This window comes from Paraburkholderia sp. A1RI-2L, from assembly GCF_048957375.1.
In the GTDB taxonomy this organism is placed as follows: Bacteria; Pseudomonadota; Gammaproteobacteria; order Burkholderiales; family Burkholderiaceae; genus Paraburkholderia.
In genome coordinates, this window is the sequence record NZ_JARBTA010000001.1 from 1 (window position 1) to 22413 (window position 22413).

Annotated in this window: 17 protein-coding genes; 15 read left to right on the top strand and 2 right to left on the bottom strand. The window is 64.5% G+C overall.

Going from position 1 to position 22413, the window contains the following annotated elements:
- Nucleotides 1-131: 131 nt before the first annotated feature.
- Nucleotides 132-1325 (bottom strand): M20 aminoacylase family protein, encoded by a 1194-nt coding sequence (locus PWP93_RS00005; RefSeq protein WP_421043022.1) that lies wholly within the window; start codon nucleotides 1323-1325, stop codon nucleotides 132-134.
- Between the two features lie 175 nt (nucleotides 1326-1500).
- On the opposite strand from PWP93_RS00005, the gene PWP93_RS00010 reads away from it, so the two are divergent.
- The gene (locus PWP93_RS00010) at nucleotides 1501-3579 is read left to right on the top strand and encodes a molybdopterin-containing oxidoreductase family protein (protein WP_421043023.1); all 2079 of its coding nucleotides are present in this window, start codon (nucleotides 1501-1503) and stop codon (nucleotides 3577-3579) included.
- Nucleotides 3580-3725: 146 nt separating this feature from the next.
- Entirely contained in the window at nucleotides 3726-5402 is a 1677-nt protein-coding gene (locus PWP93_RS00015; protein WP_421043024.1) for a long-chain fatty acid--CoA ligase, read from the top strand.
- A gap of 147 nt (nucleotides 5403-5549) precedes the next feature.
- Here the strand turns inward: PWP93_RS00015 and PWP93_RS00020 are convergent, their stop codons facing one another.
- On the bottom strand, nucleotides 5550-6749 hold the full coding sequence (locus tag PWP93_RS00020) for a porin (protein ID WP_421043025.1): 1200 nt from the start codon (nucleotides 6747-6749) through the stop codon (nucleotides 5550-5552).
- 333 nt (nucleotides 6750-7082) lie between these two features.
- On the opposite strand from PWP93_RS00020, the gene coq7 reads away from it, so the two are divergent.
- The 13 genes from coq7 to PWP93_RS00085 all read left to right on the top strand — a co-directional run bounded on the left by coq7 (nucleotide 7083) and on the right by PWP93_RS00085 (nucleotide 22376).
- Nucleotides 7083-7757, top strand: a complete 675-nt coding sequence (coq7, locus tag PWP93_RS00025) for a 2-polyprenyl-3-methyl-6-methoxy-1,4-benzoquinone monooxygenase (RefSeq protein WP_421043026.1) — start codon at nucleotides 7083-7085, stop codon at nucleotides 7755-7757.
- Nucleotides 7758-8149: 392 nt separating this feature from the next.
- Nucleotides 8150-8578, top strand: a complete 429-nt coding sequence (gene mraZ, locus PWP93_RS00030; protein WP_027818006.1) for a division/cell wall cluster transcriptional repressor MraZ — start codon at nucleotides 8150-8152, stop codon at nucleotides 8576-8578.
- Between the two features lie 17 nt (nucleotides 8579-8595).
- Nucleotides 8596-9549 (top strand): 16S rRNA (cytosine(1402)-N(4))-methyltransferase RsmH, encoded by a 954-nt coding sequence (rsmH, locus tag PWP93_RS00035; RefSeq protein ID WP_421043027.1) that lies wholly within the window; start codon nucleotides 8596-8598, stop codon nucleotides 9547-9549.
- Entirely contained in the window at nucleotides 9546-9902 is a 357-nt protein-coding gene (gene ftsL, locus PWP93_RS00040; RefSeq protein ID WP_421024820.1) for a cell division protein FtsL, read from the top strand. Before rsmH ends, ftsL begins: the two co-directional genes overlap by 4 nt.
- Nucleotides 9899-11794 (top strand): peptidoglycan D,D-transpeptidase FtsI family protein, encoded by a 1896-nt coding sequence (locus PWP93_RS00045; protein WP_421043028.1) that lies wholly within the window; start codon nucleotides 9899-9901, stop codon nucleotides 11792-11794. The genes ftsL and PWP93_RS00045 overlap by 4 nt, the downstream gene beginning before the upstream one ends.
- Nucleotides 11791-13356, top strand: coding sequence for a UDP-N-acetylmuramoyl-L-alanyl-D-glutamate--2,6-diaminopimelate ligase (locus PWP93_RS00050; protein ID WP_421043029.1), 1566 nt, complete (start codon nucleotides 11791-11793; stop codon nucleotides 13354-13356). Before PWP93_RS00045 ends, PWP93_RS00050 begins: the two co-directional genes overlap by 4 nt.
- Nucleotides 13353-14789, top strand: a complete 1437-nt coding sequence (locus tag PWP93_RS00055; protein WP_421043030.1) for a UDP-N-acetylmuramoyl-tripeptide--D-alanyl-D-alanine ligase — start codon at nucleotides 13353-13355, stop codon at nucleotides 14787-14789. The genes PWP93_RS00050 and PWP93_RS00055 overlap by 4 nt, the downstream gene beginning before the upstream one ends.
- Nucleotides 14790-14809: 20 nt before the next feature.
- Nucleotides 14810-15979, top strand: a complete 1170-nt coding sequence (gene mraY, locus PWP93_RS00060) for a phospho-N-acetylmuramoyl-pentapeptide-transferase (protein ID WP_129562891.1) — start codon at nucleotides 14810-14812, stop codon at nucleotides 15977-15979.
- Between the two features lie 36 nt (nucleotides 15980-16015).
- Nucleotides 16016-17533 (top strand): UDP-N-acetylmuramoyl-L-alanine--D-glutamate ligase, encoded by a 1518-nt coding sequence (gene murD / locus PWP93_RS00065; protein ID WP_421043031.1) that lies wholly within the window; start codon nucleotides 16016-16018, stop codon nucleotides 17531-17533.
- Complete coding sequence (gene ftsW, locus PWP93_RS00070) at nucleotides 17530-18840, top strand: putative lipid II flippase FtsW (RefSeq protein ID WP_421043032.1); 1311 nt, start codon at nucleotides 17530-17532, stop codon at nucleotides 18838-18840. The genes murD and ftsW overlap by 4 nt, the downstream gene beginning before the upstream one ends.
- 94 nt (nucleotides 18841-18934) lie before the next feature.
- Nucleotides 18935-20035, top strand: coding sequence for an undecaprenyldiphospho-muramoylpentapeptide beta-N-acetylglucosaminyltransferase (murG, locus tag PWP93_RS00075; RefSeq protein ID WP_421043033.1), 1101 nt, complete (start codon nucleotides 18935-18937; stop codon nucleotides 20033-20035).
- A complete protein-coding gene (gene murC / locus PWP93_RS00080) occupies nucleotides 20035-21429 on the top strand; it encodes a UDP-N-acetylmuramate--L-alanine ligase (protein WP_421024813.1) in 1395 nt (464 codons plus the stop codon). The genes murG and murC overlap by 1 nt, the downstream gene beginning before the upstream one ends.
- 5 nt (nucleotides 21430-21434) lie before the next feature.
- Nucleotides 21435-22376 (top strand): D-alanine--D-alanine ligase, encoded by a 942-nt coding sequence (locus tag PWP93_RS00085; RefSeq protein WP_421043034.1) that lies wholly within the window; start codon nucleotides 21435-21437, stop codon nucleotides 22374-22376.
- Nucleotides 22377-22413: the final 37 nt, after the last annotated feature.

The window sequence follows — 22413 nt, forward strand, 5'->3', positions numbered from 1 at the left end:
AAATGAGCGCCGGGGTTCTGGCGTTTACGTGCGTGGAAAATACGCAGCCAAACCCACAAGTCTCGCACATAACAAAAAGCCGACCCGTGAACCTCGCAGGCCGGCTTTTTCGTTGAAGCCGCCGCGAATCCCTACTTCTGGGCCAAAAATTTCGTCGCGAGATGTACCCAATACGATGCGCCAACCGGCAGCAACTGATCGTTGAAGTCGTAGCTGGCATTGTGCAGCATGCATGGTCCCGCGCCGTGGCCCGCGTCGCGGTGCCCGCCGTCACCGTTGCCAAGGAACGCGTAGCAGCCCGGTTTCTCCAGCAACATGAACGAGAAGTCCTCGGCGCCCATGGTGGGCTCGATACCGTCGTCGACGCGATCGGGGCCCACGACTTCCTTCATTACCTGCGCGGCGAATTGCGCCTCCGCGCTGCTGTTCACCGTCGGTGGATAGTTGCGATGGAACGTGACGTCGACCGTGCACTCGTAGGCCTCCGCCGTGCTCTCTGCTATCTTGCGTAGACGGGTCTCGATAAGGTCGAGTGTTTCCGTTGTGAAGGTGCGTGCCGTCCCCGCAATCCACGCCGTGTTCGGCACCACATTCACGGCATCGCCGGCGTGAATCTGCGTAATCGATAGTACTGCTGTATCGATCGGCTTCTTGTTGCGCGTGATGATGCTTTGCAGTCCATTGGCAATTTGCACCGCAGTGAAGACCGGATCATGTCCGTTGTGCGGCAGCGCGGCATGCGATCCCACGCCTTTGATTTCGATGCGAAACTCGTTGCTGGACGCCATGATCGGCCCCGCGGTCACGCCGAAGTATCCCGCCGGCATGCCAGGCCAGTTGTGTATGCCGAACACGGCGTCCACGGGAAAGCGCGTGAACAGCCCATCGTCGATCATGGCTTTCGCACCCGCACCGCCTTCCTCCGCGGGTTGGAAGATGAACACGATGGTGCCGTCGAATTGACCGTGCTTTGCGAGATGTTGCGCTGCACCGAGCAGCATCGCCGTGTGGCCGTCGTGGCCGCACGCATGCATCTTCCCTTCGTTGTGAGAGCGATGCTCGAATGTGTTCAACTCTTGAATGGGCAGAGCGTCCATATCGGCGCGCAGGCCAATGGATCGTGCGCCGCTGCCTCTTTTTAGCACGCCGACAACCCCCGTTTTGCCCAGCCCCCGATGCACCTCGATTTCCCATTCGGCAAGCTTCGATGCAACCAGCTCGGCCGTTTGGGTTTCTTCGTAGCGCAGTTCCGGGTGGGCGTGGATCGCTCGTCGTAGGCCCTGGATTTCGCCTTGGGCGGCCTGGATTTCCGGGATCAGTTTCATGGCGGACAGTGCTCGGGGAAGTGGGCGCCCACGCTCTCAATTCGAGGCGGGCCTGGACGGACCATTCTACGCCGAACCTTTTTTTTCGCGGCAACCGCCCGGGTGTGCGCAGGTTACGCGCGCCGGACATAATAAAATTGCGGTATCGACATTACCTCCCATCGACGGATTCCTCATGAACGCCCGAGCCGAATTTGCTCGCGCAGTCTGTCCCCACGACTGCCCCGACACCTGCGCGATGCGCGTGACCGTCGAGAACGGCAAGGCCATCAAGGTGAGCGGCGACCCCGATCATCCGCCGACGCAAGGGGTGCTCTGCACGAAAGTGACCCGTTACGCCGAACGTGTGCATCACCCGAAGCGCCTCACGCAACCGATGAAGCGCGTCGGTCGCAAGGGCGAAGGGCGCTTCGAGCCGATCAGCTGGGACGAGGCATGCGCGATCGCCGCCGCCCGGCTTGGTGAAATTGCGCAGCGCGCGCCCGAAGCGATCCTGCCGTATAGCTATGCAGGAACGATGGGCCTCGTGCAGGGCGACAGTATTGCACAGCGCTTTTTCCACAAGCTCGGGGCGTCGCGGCTCGATCGCACTATCTGTGCAGCGGCGGGCGCAGCAGGTCTGCGCTACACGTATGGATCGAGCTTGGGCATGCTCACCGAGCATTTCGCCGAGAGCGAAGTGATCCTGATCTGGGGCGCGAATCCGATCGCCTCGAACCTGCATTTCTGGACGCGCGCGCAGGAAGCCAAACGCAATGGCGCGAAGCTGATCGCGATCGACCCGTATCGTTCGCTCACGGCGGAGAAGTGCCACCAGCACATCGCGCTGAAGCCCGGCACCGACGGTGCGCTCGCGCTCGGCATGATGCACGTGCTGATCATGGAAGACCGTCTCGATCACGACTACATCGCAGCGCATACGCATGGCTTCGAACAACTGAAGGCGCGCGCACTTGGCCATACGCCTGCGCGTGTCGCACAGATCTGCGGCATCGAGGAGCAGACCGTCATCGATCTCGCGCGCCTCTACGCTTCTACGCGCAAGGCGGCGATCCGCACGAATTATGGTCTTCAGCGCGTGCGTGGCGGCGGCAACGCGGTACGTGCCATCGCGTGTCTGCCGGCGCTGACTGGCGCATGGCGCGAGCGGGCGGGAGGCATGCTGCTGTCGTCGTCGGGTTGGGCGCCGGTCGATGCAAATGCGCTGCAGCGTCCCGATCTGATTCCTGGCTGGCCCAAGCATCAGCCGCGTGTCATTAACATGAACCAGATCGGCGACGCGCTCACCCATGCGGGCGACACAGCGTTCGGTCCGAAGATCGAGGCGATCGTCGTGTATAACTCGAACCCGGTGGCGGTCGCGCCGGACTCGACGAAAGTCGCTGCCGGCTTTGCGCGCGAAGATCTGTTCACGATCGTGCTCGAGCAATTCCAGACCGACACGGCCGACTATGCCGACTTGCTGTTGCCCGCCACGACCCAGCTCGAGCACCTCGACGTTCATAAGTCCTACGGCCATACGTATGTGATGGCCAATCTGCCGGCTATCGCACCGGTGGGTGAGGCGCGTCCGAACACTGAGATCTTCCGCTCGATTGCGCGCGCAATGGGCCTGAGCGAACCGGCGCTTTTCGAGAGCGACGAGGAAGTGGCCGCGCGCGCGTTCGACTGGAGCGATCCCGCGCTCGCCGGCGCCAATTGGGCGAGGCTCAAGCAGGATGGCTGGGTGAAGCTGAATATCGCCGATGCGCCGTTTGCCAACGGCGGCTTTCGCACGCCCACGGGCAAGTGCGAGTTCTACAGCGAGGCGCTCGCGAAGGCCGGCCTCGATCCAGTGCCCGACTACCTGCCGCCGTACGAGTCGGCGGACGGCGCGCCCGAGTTGGCCGCCCGCTATCCGCTCGCGATGATCTCGCCGCCCGCTCGTAACTTTCTCAACAGTACCTTCGTGAATGTCGAGAGCTTGCGGGCGACAGAAGGCGAGCCGCACCTCGATCTCCATCCCACCGACGCCGCCCGACGCGCCATCGCCGACGGCGACCAGGTGCGTGTCTTCAACGACCGTGGGTTGATGCAAGCGCGTGCTCGTGTTTCCGACCGTGCGCGCGAAGGCCTCGTGGTGGGGCTGTCGATCTGGTGGAAGAAGCTCGCACCGGACGGCCGCAACGCGAACGAAGTGACGAGCCAGGCGCTCACCGATCTGGGCGGCTCGGCCACGTTTTATGACTGCCTCGTGGAAGTCGAACGCGTGTAAACCCTGAAAAAATACCGCCTAAAAAGCGCTTGCAGTAGTTCGAGGGGACTTTCTAACTCGCTGATTCGAGGAAGAAAAGCGCCTGCTGCATGCTACGATCAGCGCTTTAGCACGACCATTCGAAAATATTCAGGAGGAGACGCCGCATGGATAAAGTCTGGCTGAAATCATACCCGCCCGGCGTACCCGCGGAAATCGACGCTAGCCAATATGCGTCCATTACGGCGCTGCTCACGGAGAGCTTCAACGCCAACCGCCCGAAGCCCGCGTTCGCGTGCATGGGCAAGTCGATCACGTACGGCCAGCTCGACGAGCTTTCGACGCGGCTCGGCGCATGGCTTCAGTCGCGGGGTATCGCGCCCGGCGCGCGCATCGCGATCATGATGCCCAACGTGCTGCAGTACCCGATCGCGCTGGCCGCGATCCTGCGCGCTGGCTATGTCGTCGTGAACGTGAATCCACTCTACACGCCGCGCGAGCTGGAGCATCAACTCAAGGACAGCGGCGCCGAAGCCATCGTCATCCTCGAGAATTTCGCGGTCACGCTGCAGGCGGTCGTCGCCCGGACGCGCGTCAAGCACATCGTGGTGGCGTCGATGGGCGATCTGCTTGGCGCGGCGAAGGGCTTCATCGTCAACTATGTCGTGCGCAACGTGAAGAAGATGGTGCCTGCCTGGAGCCTGCCGGGTCATGTGAGCTTTAACGACGCGCTCTCGGCCGGCGCGCGCATCACGTTCAAGCCTGTCGAGCAGAAGCCTGAAGACATCGCGTTCCTCCAGTACACGGGCGGCACGACCGGCGTGTCGAAAGGCGCTACGCTGCTGCATCGCAACCTCATCGCGAATGTGCTGCAATCGGCGGCGTGGACCGAGCCCGCGCTTGCGCGCCTGCCCGCCGGCACCCAGCCGGTGACGGTCGCGGCGCTGCCGCTTTATCACGTGTTCGCGCTTACTGTCTGCGGCCTGCTGACGATGCGCACGGGCGGCCTCGCCATACTGATCCCGAACCCGCGCGATATCGCGGGCATGATCAAGGAACTGCACGGCTATTCGATCACGACCTTCCCTGCGGTCAATACGCTCTACAACGCGATCCTCAATCACCCCGATTTCGACAAGCTCGACTTCTCGCATCTGCTGGTGGCCAACGGCGGCGGCATGGCGGTGCAGGAAGCCGTGGCGAAGCGCTGGTACGAGCGCACGCATACGCCGATCGTCGAAGGCTATGGCCTTTCGGAAACCTCGCCTTGCGTGACCTGCAATCCGACCAACGCGACCGAGTACACGGGCACGATCGGATTGCCGATGCCGTCGACTGAAATCTCGATTCGCGACGACGATGGCAATGAGCTGCCGATCGGCGAAGCGGGCGAGATCTGCATTCGCGGTCCGCAGGTGATGGCGGGCTACTGGCAGCGCCCGGAAGAGACGGCCAAGGTCATGACCGCCGACGGCTTCTTCAAGTCCGGCGACGTGGGGGTGATGAGCGATCGCGGCTACGTGAAGCTCGTCGACCGCAAGAAGGACATGATTCTCGTGTCGGGCTTCAACGTCTATCCGAACGAAATCGAAGATGTGGTGGCCAAGCTGCCGGGCGTGTTCGAAGTGGCGGCCGTGGGGGTGCCCGACGCAAATTCCGGTGAGGCAGTGAAGCTCTATATCGTGAAGAAGGACCCGGCGCTTACCGACAAGGACGTCTTCGAGTACTGCAAGGCGCAGCTCACCGGATACAAGCGACCGAAATCCATCGAGTTCCGCACTGACCTGCCCAAGAGTAACGTCGGCAAGATTTTGCGGCGCGAGTTGCGCGACGCGCGCGTGTAATCTCTCTGCCGACTGAGCGGCACTGAAGGGCCTCCCCGCGAGGGCGGGCCCTTTTCTGTTGGGGGGCCGGCAAGCATGCCGGGCGTAGGCCGCACCAAAGAAAAAAGGCGCCCGCAGGCGCCTTCGAGGCTGAAACAGCTGTTCTTATTAGAACTTGTGACGGATACCGATGCGAGCCGTGAGCTGGTTGTTGTTGCTCGACGGGGTCAGGCCGTTGATCGAGGCAACGGCGTTGTGACCAGTCGAGTCCGTGCCCGTAGCGTGCTGGTACACGCCGACCACGTAGACGTCGGTACGCTTGGACAGGAAGTAGTCCGCGCCGAGTGCGTACTGGAAGTACTGAGCGCCGTCGTTCTTGGTGCCGTTCGCGTAGGTCACGCTGCCGCCGTCGGTCCAGTCGAACGCGAAGCCAGCCAGCAGAGCCGGCGTGAACTGGTACTTGAAGTTCGCTTCGACGTTGTTGAACGTGGCATTTTCGCCGCGCTGGTAAGCCGGGCCGGCCTTGACGATCGCGGCCGTCTGGAACGAGTCGAGGTTGCGGAAGCTGACGTTCGAGTACGTCAGGCCGAAGGTTGCTGCACCGAACGTATAAGCGCCGCCTGCACCGATCGACTGATAGGTGTTGGCCGACTGATAGCCGCCGTAGACGGGCGTGCTGACCGGCGCCTTGGCGTCGGTGGCCGAGCCGCCGTTGTTGAACAGGCCGCCGTTTGCTGCCGGCGTGCGTGCGTTCAGGTAACCGGCTGCCAGCACGAGCGGGCCGTTGCTGTAGTTCGCGCCGAGCGACCAGATCTGGTTGTGCGTGAAGTCGCCTGCGGTGTTGCCGAAGCTGTACGTACCCGTGAAGGTCAGGCCAGCGTAGTTGGCGCTGGTGTACTTGACGGTGTTGTTCGTACGGTAGGCGTTGTTGAAGTTGTCGAGGTCACCCGGGTGGGCGCCGATGTAACCGGCCCACTGGTCGCCGGCTTCGAGCGGACCCACGTTGTCGACGAGCGCGTCGTACTGGCGGCCCATCGTGACCCTGCCGTAACTATCGCTGCTCAAGCCGACATAGGCTTGACGGCCGAACATCAGGCCGCCCTGGCCGAGTCCGCCGCTGTTCACGTCGAAGCCGTTTTCGAGCACGAAGACCGCTTTCAGGCCACCGCCGAGGTCTTCAGCACCACGCAGACCGAAGCGGCTGCCTTGCATCACACCGCTCGAGAGGTTGTACAGGTGCTTGCCACCCGCGTTCGTGTTGATGTTGAAACCTTCATCGATGATGCCGTACAGCGTGACGCTGCTTTGAGCGTGCGCCACGCCCGCAAACGCGCCCAGCGCAGCGAGCGCGAGAAGCGACTTCTTCATTGAATGATCTCCAGTGTTTTACGACTTTTATGCGTCTTGTCAGCGAGGCCGATTTATTGTCTAGCGGGGGGCCTGGCCATCCAACTTCGCGAGAAGTTGCCCGGTAATGTAGCAAACCGTTTATGCCCGACAAAGGAAAAGCCAGGCGGCACGTAAGTACCTGTTTCGTTTACACAACATGGTCTAAAATATGCGCCTGAAATCGGCTCTGCCCCGGATTGACGGCGCGAGGCGAGTTCCTGTAGTGATTTGGAACGTCCGGTCGGTCGGGTTTTTGCGCTTACGCTTTGCGGCCAGGCGCAGCGGTTTGCGGTAGATACGAAGGGAGGTTGGATGACGTTTGACGAATTGATTACCGAGTTCGATCGGGGGCTGCGCTCGATCACCGGCGTGTCGCGCATGTCGCGACCCATGCCGCAGCCGTCAGCCGATGCAGCCGATCTTCCGGCCGCCGCCGCGGATTTGTCCGCGTCGCCCGCAGCGTCTGGCGAACTCACGCCCGTCGAGCGTGCTCATGCGGCCGGCCTCATGCGCGTGAATCACGTGGGCGAGGTGTGCGCCCAGGCGCTTTATCAGGCGCAAAAGCTTTCCGCTCGCTCCCCCACGCTCAAGGCTGCGTTCGAGCAGGCCGCGCGCGAGGAGGAAGACCACCTCGCGTGGACTGCGCGCCGCCTCGAAGCACTCGACTCGCGCCCGAGCCTGCTCAATCCGCTCTGGTACGCCGGAGCGTTGGCCATCGGCCTCGCGGCAGGACGTCTTGGCGACAAGATCAGCCTTGGCTTCATGGCCGAAACCGAGCGCCAGGTGGAGCATCATCTGGACAGCCATCTCGATGCGCTGCCGCCCGCCGACCTCGAATCGCGAGCGATCGTAGAGCAAATGCGCGCCGACGAGATCGCTCATGCGAAATCGGCCACGGATCTGGGCGGCGTTGATCTGCCGCTGCCCGTGCGCTCGCTGATGCGCGTGGCGTCGAAAATCATGACCCGCACGGCGTACTACGTTTGATATGCTCCAACGGGCCGGTTTCCTGACCGGTCCGTCCAAGTCCCTGGATTTTCACCGCCTTCACTCGTCCGGATTAATCCCCGCCAAGTCCCCGCACCATCGCGGTTTTCTCCGCGCATTTCACGTATCACCTTCACAACCTTCGTTAGCTCATTCATTCATAACGGTTTTTGGTTTTTTGTCTGACTTGAACAAGCGCTGCTAAGTCCTTGTTCTAGCGGATAAATTTCGTCAAAAATCGCGTCCGCCACCTTGACCCTCGTAGGTCGTTCCTCTAAAGTGGGAGACAGTGTGAGAAAGTGTATTTTTGTGTGATTTCAGAAGCGCATTCGGGTAAATTTCCTGAGATTTAGTAGATGGGCGGCGATCGGCGCCGCATGAGGGGGAGCAAATTGTTCCAGGGGGCGTCGGCGCTGACACTCGATGCGAAAGGACGGATGTCGATTCCGTCGCGCTATCGGGATGCGCTGCAACAACAGGCAGAAGGACGGGTGACGATCACCAAGCACCCGGACGGCTGCCTGTTGCTATTTCCGCGCCCCGAATGGGAAGTGTTCCGCGCGAAAGTCGCGGCATTGCCGATGGACGCGCACTGGTGGCGCCGCATTTTTCTCGGCAACGCCTCCGACGTCGATCTCGACAGCGCGGGCCGCGTGCTCGTCTCGCCTGAATTGCGTCTGGCAGCAGGAATGGAAAAGGAAGTCATGCTGCTCGGCATGGGTAGTCATTTTGAGTTGTGGGATGCGCAGACCTACGCCGCCAAGGAACAGGCGGCGATGGCACAGGGCATGCCCGACGCCTTGAAGAATTTCACGTTCTGATCGCGGTTTAAAACGCTATGGCATCTGCGATGGGACAGGGATTGCAGCATCGCACGGTGCTGCTCGATGAAGCGGTCGATGCGCTCGTGACGCGCGCGGACGGCGTCTATGTGGACGGCACGTTCGGGCGCGGCGGCCATAGTCGCGCGATCCTCGGCCGGCTTTCCGAAGCCGGGCGTCTGATCGCGTTCGACAAGGATCCGCTCGCGATCGCCACGGCTGAACAGGTGGGCGACGCGCGGTTCTCGATCGTGCACGAGAGTTTTGCTTCACTGCGCGACGCCATGGCGGCGCGCGGGGTAGGGCGTGTGTCGGGTGTGTTGCTGGATCTCGGCGTGTCGTCGCCGCAAATCGACGACCCGGAGCGGGGTTTCAGCTTCCGCGCCAATGGTCCGCTCGACATGCGGATGGACCCGACGCGCGGCGAGTCCGCTGCCGATTGGCTCGCGCGGGCCACGTTGCAGGAACTGACGGAGGTGATTCGAGATTATGGGGAAGAACGGTTTGCTTTTCAGATTGCAAAGGCGCTTGTTGCTCGCCGGGCAGAGTCCGACCGTCTCGGGCCTCTCGACAGCACGGGCGAGCTTGCCCAAATCGTGGCTAACGCCGTCAAAACCCGTGAGAAGGGTAAGGATCCGGCAACCCGCACCTTTCAGGCTATACGGATTCACGTCAATCAAGAGCTTGCGGAGCTGCAAGTCGTTCTAGAAGCAGCCATGTCGTTGCTGGAGCAGGGGGGGCGGCTCGTGGTCATCAGCTTTCATTCGCTGGAAGACCGTATCGTGAAGCGGTTCATGCAGGCGCACTCCACGGCGCCTGCGGTCGATCGCCGTTTGCCGATTCGTGCCGTCGACCTGCCCAGCCCGCCCTTGAAGCTGGTCGGGCGCGTGTTCGCGAGCGACGAGGAAGTCGCCGCCAACCCCCGTGCCCGCTCGGCCGTGATGCGCATTGCGGAGCGCGTCACGCCATGAACCGTCTGAATATTTTCCTGCTGATCGTCGTGATGGGGTGCGCGCTGTCGGTCGTCAACTCCACCAATCAGCAGCGTCAGATGTTTTTCCAGTTGCAACGCGCGCAGTCGCAGGAGCGGCAGCTTCAGCAGGACTACGCGCAGCTTCAATATCAGCAGAGCGCGCTGTCGCGGACGTCGCGCGTCGAACAAATCGCTACCGATTCGCTCAAGATGCAGCCCGTCACGACCGGACGCACGCAATATCTGACACTCGCACCGGGCGCGGCCAGCGCCGCGGATGCGCCGGTGCCTACGTCCGCGCCTGCCCAGGGCGCGGCCGCCACGAAGGGCCGCCGTGGGGGTACGCGATGAAAAAAGGCAATAACCGCAAGAGCGTCGCCTTTACCCCGAACCCCATTCTCTCGGTGCGCTTGCCGATGTGGCGCTCGAAGTTCGTCGTGTTCATGCTGTTCATGGCGTTCGTCGCGCTGGCCGCGCGGGCGTTCTGGATTCAGGGGCCCGGCAACGCGTTCTATCAGAAGCAGGGCGAGAGCCGCTATCAGCGCACGATCGAGCTGCCCGCCACGCGCGGCCAGATTCTCGACCGCAACGGCCTCGTGCTCGCCACGAGCCTGCCCGTGCGCGCGATCTGGGCGATTCCCGAAGACGTGCCTGACGATCTCGGCGCCGACAAGCTCACGCAGCTCGGCGCGCTGCTGAACATGTCTACCAAAGAACTGCGCAGCAAGCTCTCGGTGGACAAGACCTTCGTCTACGTGAAGCGCCAGGTTCCGATCGATGTTGCGCAAAAAGTGGTGGCGCTCGACATTCCCGGTATCTATCAGCGCAACGAGTACAAGCGCTTCTATCCCGAAGGCCAGGTCACCGCTCACCTGATCGGCTTCACCAATGTCGAAGATGAAGGCCAGGAAGGCGTCGAGCTTTCTGACCAGAAGATTCTCGCGGGCACGTCCGGGATTCGCCACGTCATCAAGGACCGCGTGGGTCATATCGTCGAGGACGTGGACGAGACGGTCGTGCCGCATAACGGGCAGGACGTCGAACTGTCGATCGACAGCAAGATCCAGTACATCGCCTATTCGAACCTGAAGGCGGCGGTGGAGAAGACGCATGCCAAGGCAGGCGCTGCGATGGTGGTGGACGTGCGCACCGGTGAAGTGCTCGCGCTCGTGAACTATCCCACTTACAACCCGAACGACCGCTCGCACCTCACGGGCGAGCAGCTGCGCAACCGCATCCTGACCGACGTGTTCGAGCCGGGCTCGATCATGAAGCCGTTCACGGTCTCGCTGGCCCTCGATTTGCATCGCGTCTCGCCGACTACACTGGTGGATACGGGCGGGGGCAAATTCACACTCGATGGCGCCACCATCACCGACGACGCCGGGTTCGGCGTGCTGACGGTGGGCGGCGTGATCCAGAAGTCGTCGAACATCGGCGCGACCAAGATCGCGATGACGCTCCGGCCCGAAGAGATGTGGAACATGTATACCAGCATCGGTCTCGGGCAGGCGCCGAAGGTCGGGTTTCCCGGCGCGGCGGCGGGCCGTCTGCGTCCGTGGAAAAGCTGGCGCCGCATCGAGCAGGCGACCATGTCGTACGGCTATGGCCTGTCGGTCTCGCTGTTCCAGCTCGCGCGCGCGTACACGGCCATTGCGCACGACGGCCAGATCCTGCCGGTGACGATCTTCCGCCACCCCGGCGACGACCAGCCCGTGATCGGCACGCAGGTGTTCGCGCCCACCACGGCGCGCGAAGTGCGCACGATGCTCGAGAGCGTAGTGTCGAAGGACGGCACCTCGCCCGACGCGGCGGTGCCCGGTTACCGCGTGGGCGGCAAGTCCGGCACGGCGTACAAGCATGGTCCGCATGGCTATGACCGCTCGAAGTACCGCGCGTCGTTCGTCGGCATGGCGCCGATGCCGAATCCGCGCATCGTCGTCGCGGTGTCGGTGGATGAGCCGACGGTCGGCAGCCACTTCGGTGGCGCGGTCTCGGGCCCGGTGTTCTCAGGCATCGTCGGCGATACGCTGCGTACGCTCAACGTGCCGCCCGACATGCCGGTCAAGCAGCTCGTGGTGTCCGACGACAGCGCTTCGGCGCCTGCCGTCGCCAATGCAGCATCCTCGCCGGCCGCTTCCGTGAAGCGCACTGCGAACGTGCCGGCAAGCAAGAGTCCTGTCGGCGCGCGTCATATGACTGTCGCTGACAACGCGAAAAACCGTCCCGGAGTGGTCCGATGAGCGCCCCGCGCACCCAGCATCCCGCGCACCGGCAGATCGCGGACGCGCTCGCGTGGCTGCGCGCGCGCGTGGCGCCCGAAGCCAACCTGCACGCCGACACGCGCTCGCTCAAGGCCGGCGACGTGTTTCTCGCCTATGCCGTCGAAGGCGCCGACAACCGCCCGCATATCGAAAGCGCGCTCGCGAAAGGCGCGGCGGCGATCGTCTATCAGCCGGAGGGCCATGCGGGTTCGTTTGACGGGGCTCAGGCCCAAAACGCGCTCGCCGTGCCGCAGCTGGACGTGCTTGCGGGCGAGATCGCGAGCGGCTGGTACGGCAACCCGAGCGACGCCATGCTCGTGGTCGGCGTGACCGGCACGAACGGCAAGACTTCGTGCAGCCAGTGGGTTGCCTCGGCGCTCACGGCGATCGGCCAGAAGTGCGCCATCGTCGGCACGCTCGGCAGCGGCTTTCCGGGCCAGCTCGCGCATACCGGTTTCACGACGCCCGACGCACCGCAGTTGCAGCGCTCGCTCGCGCAGCTGCGCGAGCAGGGCGCGCAGGCCGTGGCGATGGAAGTCTCGTCGCACGCGCTGCATCAGGGCCGCGTGAACGGTACGTCGTTCAACATCGCGGTTTTCACGAATCTCACGCAGGACCACCTCGACTATCACCGCACCTTCGAAGCCTACGAGGCCGCGAAGGCGCGTCTGTTCGCGTGGCCTGGCCTGCACGCGGCGGTGATCAACGCGGATGACGCGGCAGGCCGGCGTCTTCTGGCCGCTACGCGCGGCACGCTGCGCACGATCGCCTACGGCGTGGCGACGCCTGCCGCCGATCTGCCCGCCGCCGATGCCTGGGTGCGCGCAGCCGACGTGCGCGCGACCGGCACGGGCACGGCGTTCCATCTGGAAACATCGGACTGGGGCGAGGCGAATGTCGAAGTGCAGACGCTCGGCCTCTTTAACGTGAGCAACCTGCTGGGCGTGCTCGGGGCGCTGCTCGCGGCGAATGTGCCGCTCGTCGCGTCGCTCAACGAACTCTCGAAGCTGCAGCCGGTGAACGGCCGCATGGAGCGCCTTGGCGGGCGCATCGATCAGGACGAACCGCTCGTCGTGATCGATTACGCGCATACGCCCGATGCGCTCGAAAAGACGCTCGACGCGCTGCGCCCGATCGCGGCGGCGCGCGGCGGCCAGCTCGTCTGCATGTTCGGCTGCGGCGGTGATCGCGACGCCACCAAGCGTCCGCTGATGGGCGCGATCGCCGAGCGTCTGGCCGATCAGGTCGTCGTGACAAGCGACAACCCGCGAAGCGAATCGCCGGCGGCGATCATCGACCAGATCGCGGGCGGCATGCGCGAGCCCGCAAAGGCGCGCCGCATTGAGGACCGCGCGAGCGCGATTCTGCAGGCGGTGCGCGGCGCAGCAAAAGAAGACGTCGTCGTGCTGGCCGGCAAGGGGCACGAGGCAACTCAGGAAATCATGGGCAAGAAGCGCGCGTTCTCGGATCAGGATCACGCGCGGCTTGCTCTCGCAGCTCGTCCGACTTCGGATCGGCATGGACGCGGAGGCGGTGAATGACCATGCTTACCCTGCGCGAAGCAGCGGCGCTGATTCCCGGCGCGAGCGTTCTCGGCGACGAGAATGCAACGTTCGAGCGCATTGCAACCGACAGCCGCACGGCTGGCCCCGGCGATCTCTTCGTCGCGCTCAAGGGCGACCGTTTCGACGCGCACGACTTCCTGTCCGAAGTGGCGGGACGCCATGTGAGCGCGGCGCTCGTGTCGCGCAGCCCTGGCGACTGGCGCATGCCGGCGCTGCGCGTGGACGACACGCGCACGGCGCTCGGCGCGCTCGCGCTTGGTTGGCGCCGCCGCTTCACGATGCCGCTCGTCGCCGTCACGGGCAGCAACGGCAAGACCACGGTCAAGGAGATGATCGCGTCGATCTTCGCGGTGGCCGTGGGCGAAGACGCGCGGCTCGGGACCGCGGGCAACCTGAACAACGATATCGGCGTGCCGCTCACGCTGTTGCGCCTCAATGCTGCGCACAAGCTGGCGGTAGTCGAGCTCGGCATGAATCATCCGAACGAGACGGAATTGCTCGCGAAGTTCGCCGAGCCCACCGTCGCGGTCGTGAACAACGCGCAGCGCGAGCACCAGGAATTCATGGCGACGGTCGAAGCCGTTGCACTCGAGCACGCAAGCGTGATCCATGCGCTCAAGCCGGAAGGCACTGCGGTGTTTCCCGCTGACGATGCCTACGCGGGCATCTGGCGCGTGGCGGCCACGGGGTCGAAGGTGCTCGATTTCGCGCTGCATACGGATGAGCGTGCGGTCGAAGCGGCGGTGACGGGCAAGCTCGTGGCGAATGTTGGCAACAGCGTGGGCGCAAACCGGCTCGCGATCGCCACGCCTGAAGGCCATCTCGAAGTGGAGCTGCAAGTGCTCGGCGCGCACAACGCGCACAACGCGCTCGCTGCCACCGCTGCGGCGCTGGCAGCGGGTGTTTCGCTCGATGCGATCCGCCGCGGCCTCGAAGCGTTCCAGCCGGTGAAAGGCCGCTTGCAGGTCAAACGCGCAGCGCTTGGGGAACTCGCGGGCGCGCTCGTGATCGATGACACCTACAACGCGAACCCCGACTCCGTGCGTGCGGCCGTGGACGTGCTGGCCTCGCATGCTTCGCCGCGGGTGCTGGTGCTCGGCGACATGGGTGAAGTCGGCGAAGACGGTCCCGCGTTCCACCGCGAAGTGGGCGCATACGCGAAGGAGCACGGCATCGACGCGCTCTATACGCTAGGCGTTGCCGCGCGCGACATCTCGGCGGCATTCGGCGCGAACGCGCTGCACGCCGCCGGCGTGCCCGAGCTGGTTCGCGCGCTGGCCGGCGCCGGTTACGGCGCGGGTGCAACGATCCTCGTGAAAGGGTCGCGCTTCATGCAGATGGAGCGCGTGGTGGCCGCCCTCACGAATCCGCAACTTTGCGCACCGGACGCGGCGTCCGGCGCGCACTGAAATTCGAAGGAATACAAGGCATGCTACTGGCGCTGGCGCAATGGCTGCAGAATGACGCAAGCTTCTTGCGCGTGTTCAGTTATCTGACGTTCCGTGCGGTGATGGCCACCATCACCGCGATGGCGATCGGGCTTTTCCTCGGCCCCTGGGTCATCCGTAAGCTCACCGAAATGAAGGTCGGTCAAGCGGTGCGCACCGACGGCCCGCAGACTCACCTCGTGAAGTCGGGCACGCCCACCATGGGCGGCGTGCTCATCCTGCTGGGCATCGCCGTGGCCACGCTGCTGTGGGGCGATCTCACGAACCGCTTCATCTGGATCGTGATGCTCGTGACCTTCGGCTTTGGCGCGATCGGCTGGGTCGACGATTATCGCAAGGTCGTCTACAAGGACCCGCGCGGCATGTCCTCGCGCGAGAAGTACTTCTGGCAATCGGTGATCGGTCTGTTCGCTGCGGTGTACCTCGCGTTCAGCGTGTCCGAGGCGAGCAATGTGCGCGTGTTCGACCTCTTCATGGCGTGGGTGCGCAGCGGCCTCTCGATGGGCCTGCCCGCGCGCGCGGACCTCTTGCTGCCGTTCCTCAAGTCGATCAGCTATCCGCTCGGCGTATGGGGCTTCATCGCGCTCACGTATTTCGTGATCGTCGGCGCGAGCAATGCCGTGAACCTCACCGATGGCCTCGACGGCCTCGTGATCATGCCGGTCGTGCTCGTGGGCGCGTCGCTCGGCGTGTTCGCCTACGTGATGGGCAGCTCGGTCTACTCGAAGTATCTGCTGTTCCCGCACATTCCCGGCGCGGGCGAACTGCTGATTTTCTGCTCGGCGATGGGCGGGGCAGGGCTCGCGTTCCTCTGGTTCAACACATATCCGGCGCAAGTGTTCATGGGCGACGTGGGCGCGCTCGCGCTCGGCGGCGCGCTCGGCACCATCGCCGTGATCGTGCGCCAGGAAATCGTGCTCTTCATCATGGGCGGTATTTTCGTGGCCGAAACGCTCTCCGTGATGCTGCAGGTCACCTGGTTCAAGTACACGAAGAAACGCTATGGCGAAGGGCGCCGCATCTTCAAGATGGCGCCGCTGCATCACCATTTCGAGCTGTCCGGCTGGAAAGAGACGCAGGTGGTCGTGCGCTTCTGGGTCATCACGCTGATGCTGTGCCTGATCGGCCTGTCGACTTTGAAGCTGCGTTGATCGGCACTCCATCAAGGTAAGAAAGGGAAGCAACCGATGTTTGGCGAGAAGTTTCGGGATCGGCAAAAGCCGATGGTGCTCGTGCTGGGGCTCGGCGAATCGGGTCTGGCGATGGCGCGCTGGTGCGCGCGCCATGGCTGTCGCCTGCGCGTCGCCGATACGCGAGAAGCGCCAGCAAATTTGCCCGAACTCGCCGCGCGCGGCATCGACGCGGACTTCGTCGGCGGCCCGTTCTCCACGGCGCTGCTCGATGGTGTCGAACTCGTCGCCATCAGCCCTGGCCTCTCGCCGCTCTCCGCCGACCTCGTGCCGCTGATCGCCGCCGCGCGCGAACGCGGCATCGACGTCTGGGGCGAACTCGAACTCTTCGCGCAGGCGCTGCGCCATCTCGGCGAGAGCGGTTACGCACCGAAGGTGCTCGCCATCACGGGCACCAACGGCAAGACCACCACCACGAGCCTGACGGGCATGCTCTGCGAGCGCGCGGGCAAGACCGTGGCAGTGGCCGGCAACATCAGCCCGGCGATGCTCGACAAGCTCGCTGAGGCCATCGACAACACGGCGCTGCCCGACGTCTGGGTGCTCGAGCTTTCGAGCTTCCAGCTGGAAACGGCGCACAGCTTCGCGCCCGACGCGGCGGCAGTCCTCAATATCACGCAGGACCATCTCGACTGGCACGGCGGCATCGACGCCTACGCGGCGGCGAAGGGCCGCATCTTCGGCCCGCAGACCACACGCGTGCTCAACCGCGACGACGCGCGCGTGATGTCGCTCGCGAGCGTGCAACAGAGCGGCGACGCGAAGGTCGTGACCTTCGGTCTCGACGAGCCGCGGCGCGAGGGCGACTATGGCATCTCGCGCGACAACGGCATGTTGTGGCTCGTGGCTGCGCACGACCGCGACGCTACGGACGAGCCTGTCTCCGCACGCCGGCGCAAGCAGCTCGACGCCGCGCCCGTGCATCTCACGATGAAGCGCCTGATGCCCGCAGACGCGCTGCGCATCCGCGGCCTGCACAACGCGGCGAACGCGCTCGCGGCATTCGCGCTCGCACGCGCGATCGATCTGGCGCCGGCGGCGCTTTTGCACGGTCTGCGCGAGTATCGCGGCGAGCCGCATCGCGTGGAGCTGATCGCGTCGATCGACGGCATCGACTACGTGGACGACAGCAAGGGCACCAACGTCGGCGCGACGGTAGCCGCACTCGACGGCCTCGCGCAGCGCGCCGTGCTGATCGCTGGCGGCGACGGCAAGGGGCAGGATTTCGAGCCGCTCGCGGCACCCGTGGCGCGCTGGTGCCGCGCGGTGATGCTGATCGGCCGCGATGCACCGCAGATTCGCGCGGCGCTCGAAAGCACGGGCGTCGCGCTCACCGACCACGCCACGCTGGAAGACGCCACGCGCGCGGCCACGGCACTCGCCGAACCGGGCGACGTCGTGCTGCTTTCGCCGGCGTGCGCGAGCTTCGACATGTTCAAGGGCTATGCCCATCGCGCAGCGGTATTCCGCGACACGGTGGAAGACATCGCCGCAGAACGGGGGACGATGATATGAGCTGGTCCGAACGTTTCGGCGTGCGCCTGTCGCGCGATGCAGCGGGCGGCGCATCCGCCGGCGGCACCCCGGTTGGCACATCGGGCGGAGCTGCGGGAGGCACGGCGGGCAGCGGTGCGCGCTCGCGCGGCATTTCGAGTGCCGTCAGCGGCGTGCGCCCGGCGCGCTCGCGCATGCTCGACTACGATTACTCGCTGCTGTGGGCCGTGATCGCGCTGCTCGGTCTCGGCGTCGTGATGGTCTACTCGGCCTCGATCGCGATGCCCGATTCGCCGAAGTACGCGCAGTATCACGACTACGCATTTCTGGTGCGCCACCTCGTCTCGCTCACGGTTGCCGCGATCGGGGCACTCGTGGCGTTCCGCATTCCCATCTCCACGTGGGACCGCTACGCGCCGAAGCTCTTCCTCGTCGCCCTGGTGATGCTTGTGATCGTGTTGATTCCGCACGTCGGCAAGGGCGTGAACGGCGCGCGGCGCTGGATTCCGCTCGGCGTCACGAACATGCAGCCTTCGGAAATCATGAAGCTCGCGGTGACGATCTATGCCGCGAACTACACGGTGCGCAAGCAGGAATACATGCACAGCTTCGCCAAGGGTTTCTTGCCGATGGCTTTCGCGGTGGGCGTGGTGGGCGCGCTGCTGCTGCTCGAGCCGGACATGGGCGCGTTCATGGTGATCGCCGCGATCGCGATGGGCGTGCTGTTCCTCGGTGGTGTGAACGGCAAGCTGTTCGGCGGCCTCGTGGCCACGGCGATCGGTACGTTCACGTTGCTGGTGTGGGCGTCGCCGTGGCGCCGCGAGCGGATTTTCGCGTACCTCGATCCGTGGGACGAGCGCTATGCGCAGGGCAAGGCTTACCAGCTCACGCACTCGCTGATCGCGTTCGGGCGTGGCGAGTGGTTCGGCGTAGGGCTGGGCGGCAGTGTCGAGAAGCTCAACTACCTGCCCGAAGCGCACACGGACTTCATTCTCGCCGTGATCGGTGAGGAACTCGGCTTCGTGGGCGTGCTGGTCGTGATCCTGCTGTTCTACTGGATCGTGCGCCGCTCGTTCGAGATCGGCCGCCAGGCGCTCGCGCTCGACCGCACGTTCGCCGGGCTCATCGCGAAGGGCCTTGGCGTGTGGTTCGGCGCGCAGGCGTTCATCAACATGGGCGTGAACCTTGGGCTGCTGCCGACCAAGGGTCTTACGTTGCCGTTCGTGAGCTATGGCGGCTCGGGCATTTTGCTCAACTGTATTGCGGTTGCCGTGCTGCTTCGCGTGGATTATGAAAATCGTGTGCTGATGCGTGGGGGGAAGGTATGACCCCCATGCAACAGCGCACGATTTCGGCGAAGGCGCGAAGCGCAGTAGCCAAAACGGATTTTTCGTCATTCATGCTGATGCGTGGGGGGAAGGTATGACCGCAGCAACGCGCACGCTCATGGTGATGGCCGGCGGCACCGGGGGACACGTGTTCCCGGGGCTCGCTGTCGCGCATCGCATGGAGCAGTGGGGCTGGCGCGTAGTGTGGCTCGGCAATCCTGCGGGCATGGAGGCGACGCTCGTGCCCAAGCACGGCATTCCGATGGAATACGTGCGCTTTGGCGGCGTGCGCGGCAAGGGCATCAAGACCAAGCTGATGCTGCCGTTAAACATGCTGCGCGCGTGCAAGCAAAGCCTCGCGGCGCTGCGTCGTGTGAAGCCCGACGTCGTGCTAGGCATGGGCGGTTACATCACGTTCCCGGCGGGCGTGATGAGCGCGCTCTCCGGTCGCCCGCTCGTGCTGCACGAACAGAATTCCATCGCGGGCCTCGCAAACAAGGTGCTCGCGAAGCTCGCGAAGCGTGTGCTCGTGGCGTTCCCTGGGGCGTTGCCGCACGCCGAGTGGACCGGCAATCCGATCCGCGCGGAACTCGAGCACGTGGTGCAGCCGCAGGTGCGCTACGGGCAGCGCAGCGGTCCGCTGCGCGTGCTGGTGATGGGCGGCAGCCTCGGTGCAGCCGCGCTCAACGAAGTCGTGCCGCGCGCGCTTGCGCAACTGGCGCCGGCCGAGCGTCCGCACGTAGTGCATCAGGCGGGCGCAAAGCATATCGATGCATTGCGTCAGAACTACATCAACGCCGGAATCGAACCCGGTGACACGGTGCAACTCGTGCCGTTCATCGACGACATGGCAAGCGCTTACGAAAACGCGGATCTCGTGATCTGCCGCTCGGGCGCAATGACGGTGGCCGAGATCGCGGCCGTGGGCGTGGCGGCGCTGTTCGTGCCGTTTCCCTACGCGGTCGACGACCACCAGACCACCAACGCGGCGTTTCTCGCGCAACAGGACGCCGCCCGCGTGGTGCAGCAACGCGAGCTTTCGGTAGAGGCGCTCGCGGACTGGCTCAAGCAGCAAACCCGAGCATCGCTCGCAGACATGGCCGGGCGCGCTCGCGCGCTCGCAAAACCCGACGCCGCCGATCAGGTCGCGCGCATCTGCGCAGCCGTGGCGGGCGCCAGTCCGGGAGGAAAGTAATGAAACACATCGTCAAACATATTCATTTCGTTGGTATCGGCGGCGCGGGCATGAGCGGGATCGCCGAGGTGCTCGTCAATCTCGGCTATCACGTGAGTGGCTCTGACCTCGCGAAGAACGCGGTCACCGACCGCCTCGCCGCGCTCGGCGCGCGCATCGCGATCGGCCACGCCGAAGAGAACATCGAAGGCGCGAACGCAGTGGTCGTTTCCACGGCAGTGCGCAGCGACAATCCCGAAGTGCTGGCGGCGCGCCATCGCCGCATTCCGATCGTGCCGCGCGCGGTCATGCTCGCGGAGCTGATGCGCCTGAAGCAGGGCATCGCGATCGCGGGCACGCACGGCAAGACCACCACCACGTCGCTCGTCGCGAGCGTGCTGGCCGCGGGCGGACTCGACCCGACCTTCGTGATCGGCGGGCGCCTGATTAGCGCGGGCGCCAATGCGCGCCTCGGCACGGGCGACTTCATCGTCGCGGAAGCCGACGAATCGGACGCCTCGTTCCTGAATCTGTTCCCGGTGATCGAAGTCATCACGAACATCGACGCCGACCACATGGACACCTACGGGCACGACTTCGCGCGCCTGAAGCAGGCGTTCATCGAATTCACGCACCGTCTGCCGTTTTATGGCATCGCGGTGCTGTGTGTCGACGACCCTAACGTGAAGGAAATCCTGCCGTTCGTCTCGAAGCCGATCATCCGCTACGGCTTCGCGCCCGACGCCCAGGTGCGCGCGGTCAACGTGGTCGCGCGCGACGGCAAGATGTACTTCACGGCGATGCGCGAAGACGCGCCATCGATCGACATCGTGCTGAACCTTCCGGGTACGCACAATGTCCAGAACGCGCTGGCTGCGATTGCGATCGCGACCGAGCTCGAAGTGAAGGACGCGGACATCCAGCGCGCGCTCGCCGAATTCAACGGCGTGGGCCGGCGCTTCCAGCGCTATGGAGAAATTCCGGTCAACGGCGGCGGCAACTACACGTTGATCGACGACTACGGCCACCACCCGGTCGAAATGGCCGCGACGATCGCAGCGGCGCGCGGCGCGTTCCCTGAGCGCCGTCTCGTGCTGGCGTTCCAGCCGCACCGCTACACGCGCACGCGCGACTGCTTCGAAGATTTCGTGCGTGTGCTCTCGACCGTCGACGCGCTCGTGCTGACCGACGTATACGCAGCAGGCGAAGCCCCTATCGTGGCCGCCGATGGCCGCGCGCTGGCACGCGCGATTCGCGTGGCGGGCAAGGTCGAGCCGGTGTTCGTGGAAACAGTGGATGAAGTGCCGGACGCGCTGGCCGCGGTGGTCCGCGACGGCGACGTGGTGATTACGATGGGTGCGGGTTCGATCGGCGGCGTGCCGGGCCGGATCGCACAACCGGAACAGAAGGCGTGAGTGAAATGAGCAGCATCGATCCGAAGCAATTTGGCAAAGTGGCAGTCCTGTTCGGCGGCGTGTCCGCGGAGCGCGAGGTGTCGCTCAAGTCCGGCACGCTGGTGCTTCAGGCGCTCAAGAGTGCTGGCATCGACGCGCATCCGTTCGATCCGTCCGAGCGGCCGCTGTCGGCGCTCAAGGATGAAGGCTTCGTGCGCGCGTTCAACGCGCTGCACGGCGGCTATGGCGAGAACGGTCAGATCCAGGGCGCGCTCGACTTCTACGGCATCCGCTATACGGGTACGGGCGTGCTCGGCTCGGCGCTTGGCCTCGACAAGTTCCGCAGCAAGCTCGTGTGGCAGCAACTGGGCATTCCCACGCCGCCGTTCGTCGCGGTGCTGCGCGGCGACGACTACGCCGCTCGCGCACCGGAGCTCGTCGCGAAGCTCGGCTTGCCGCTATTCGTGAAGCCCGCGAGCGAAGGCTCGAGCGTCGCGGTCATCAAGGTGAAGCAGGCCGAAGCCCTCGTGCCCGCGATCGAAGAAGCCGCGAAGCACGACAAGATCGTGCTGGTGGAGAAGAGCATCGAAGGCGGTGGCGAGTACACCGCGTGCGTGGCCGGCGATCTCGACCTGCCGATCATCAAGATCGTGCCGGCGGGCGAGTTCTACGACTACGACGCGAAGTACATCCTGGACACCACGCAGTATCTGATTCCCTGCGGCGTTGCGCCCGAGAAAGAAGCGGAGCTCAAGAAGCTCGCGCGCCGCGCGTTCGACGTGCTCGGCTGCACCGACTGGGGCCGAGCAGATTTCATGATGGACGGCGCGGGCAATCCGTATTTCCTGGAAGTGAACACGGCGCCGGGCATGACCGATCACTCGCTGCCGCCGAAGGCCGCTCGTGCGGTGGGCATCGAGTATCGCGATCTCGTGGTGCGGGTGCTTGCGCTCACGCTCAAGAATTGAACCGCTGAATAACCTCTGACCAACGAATTGCAGTCCG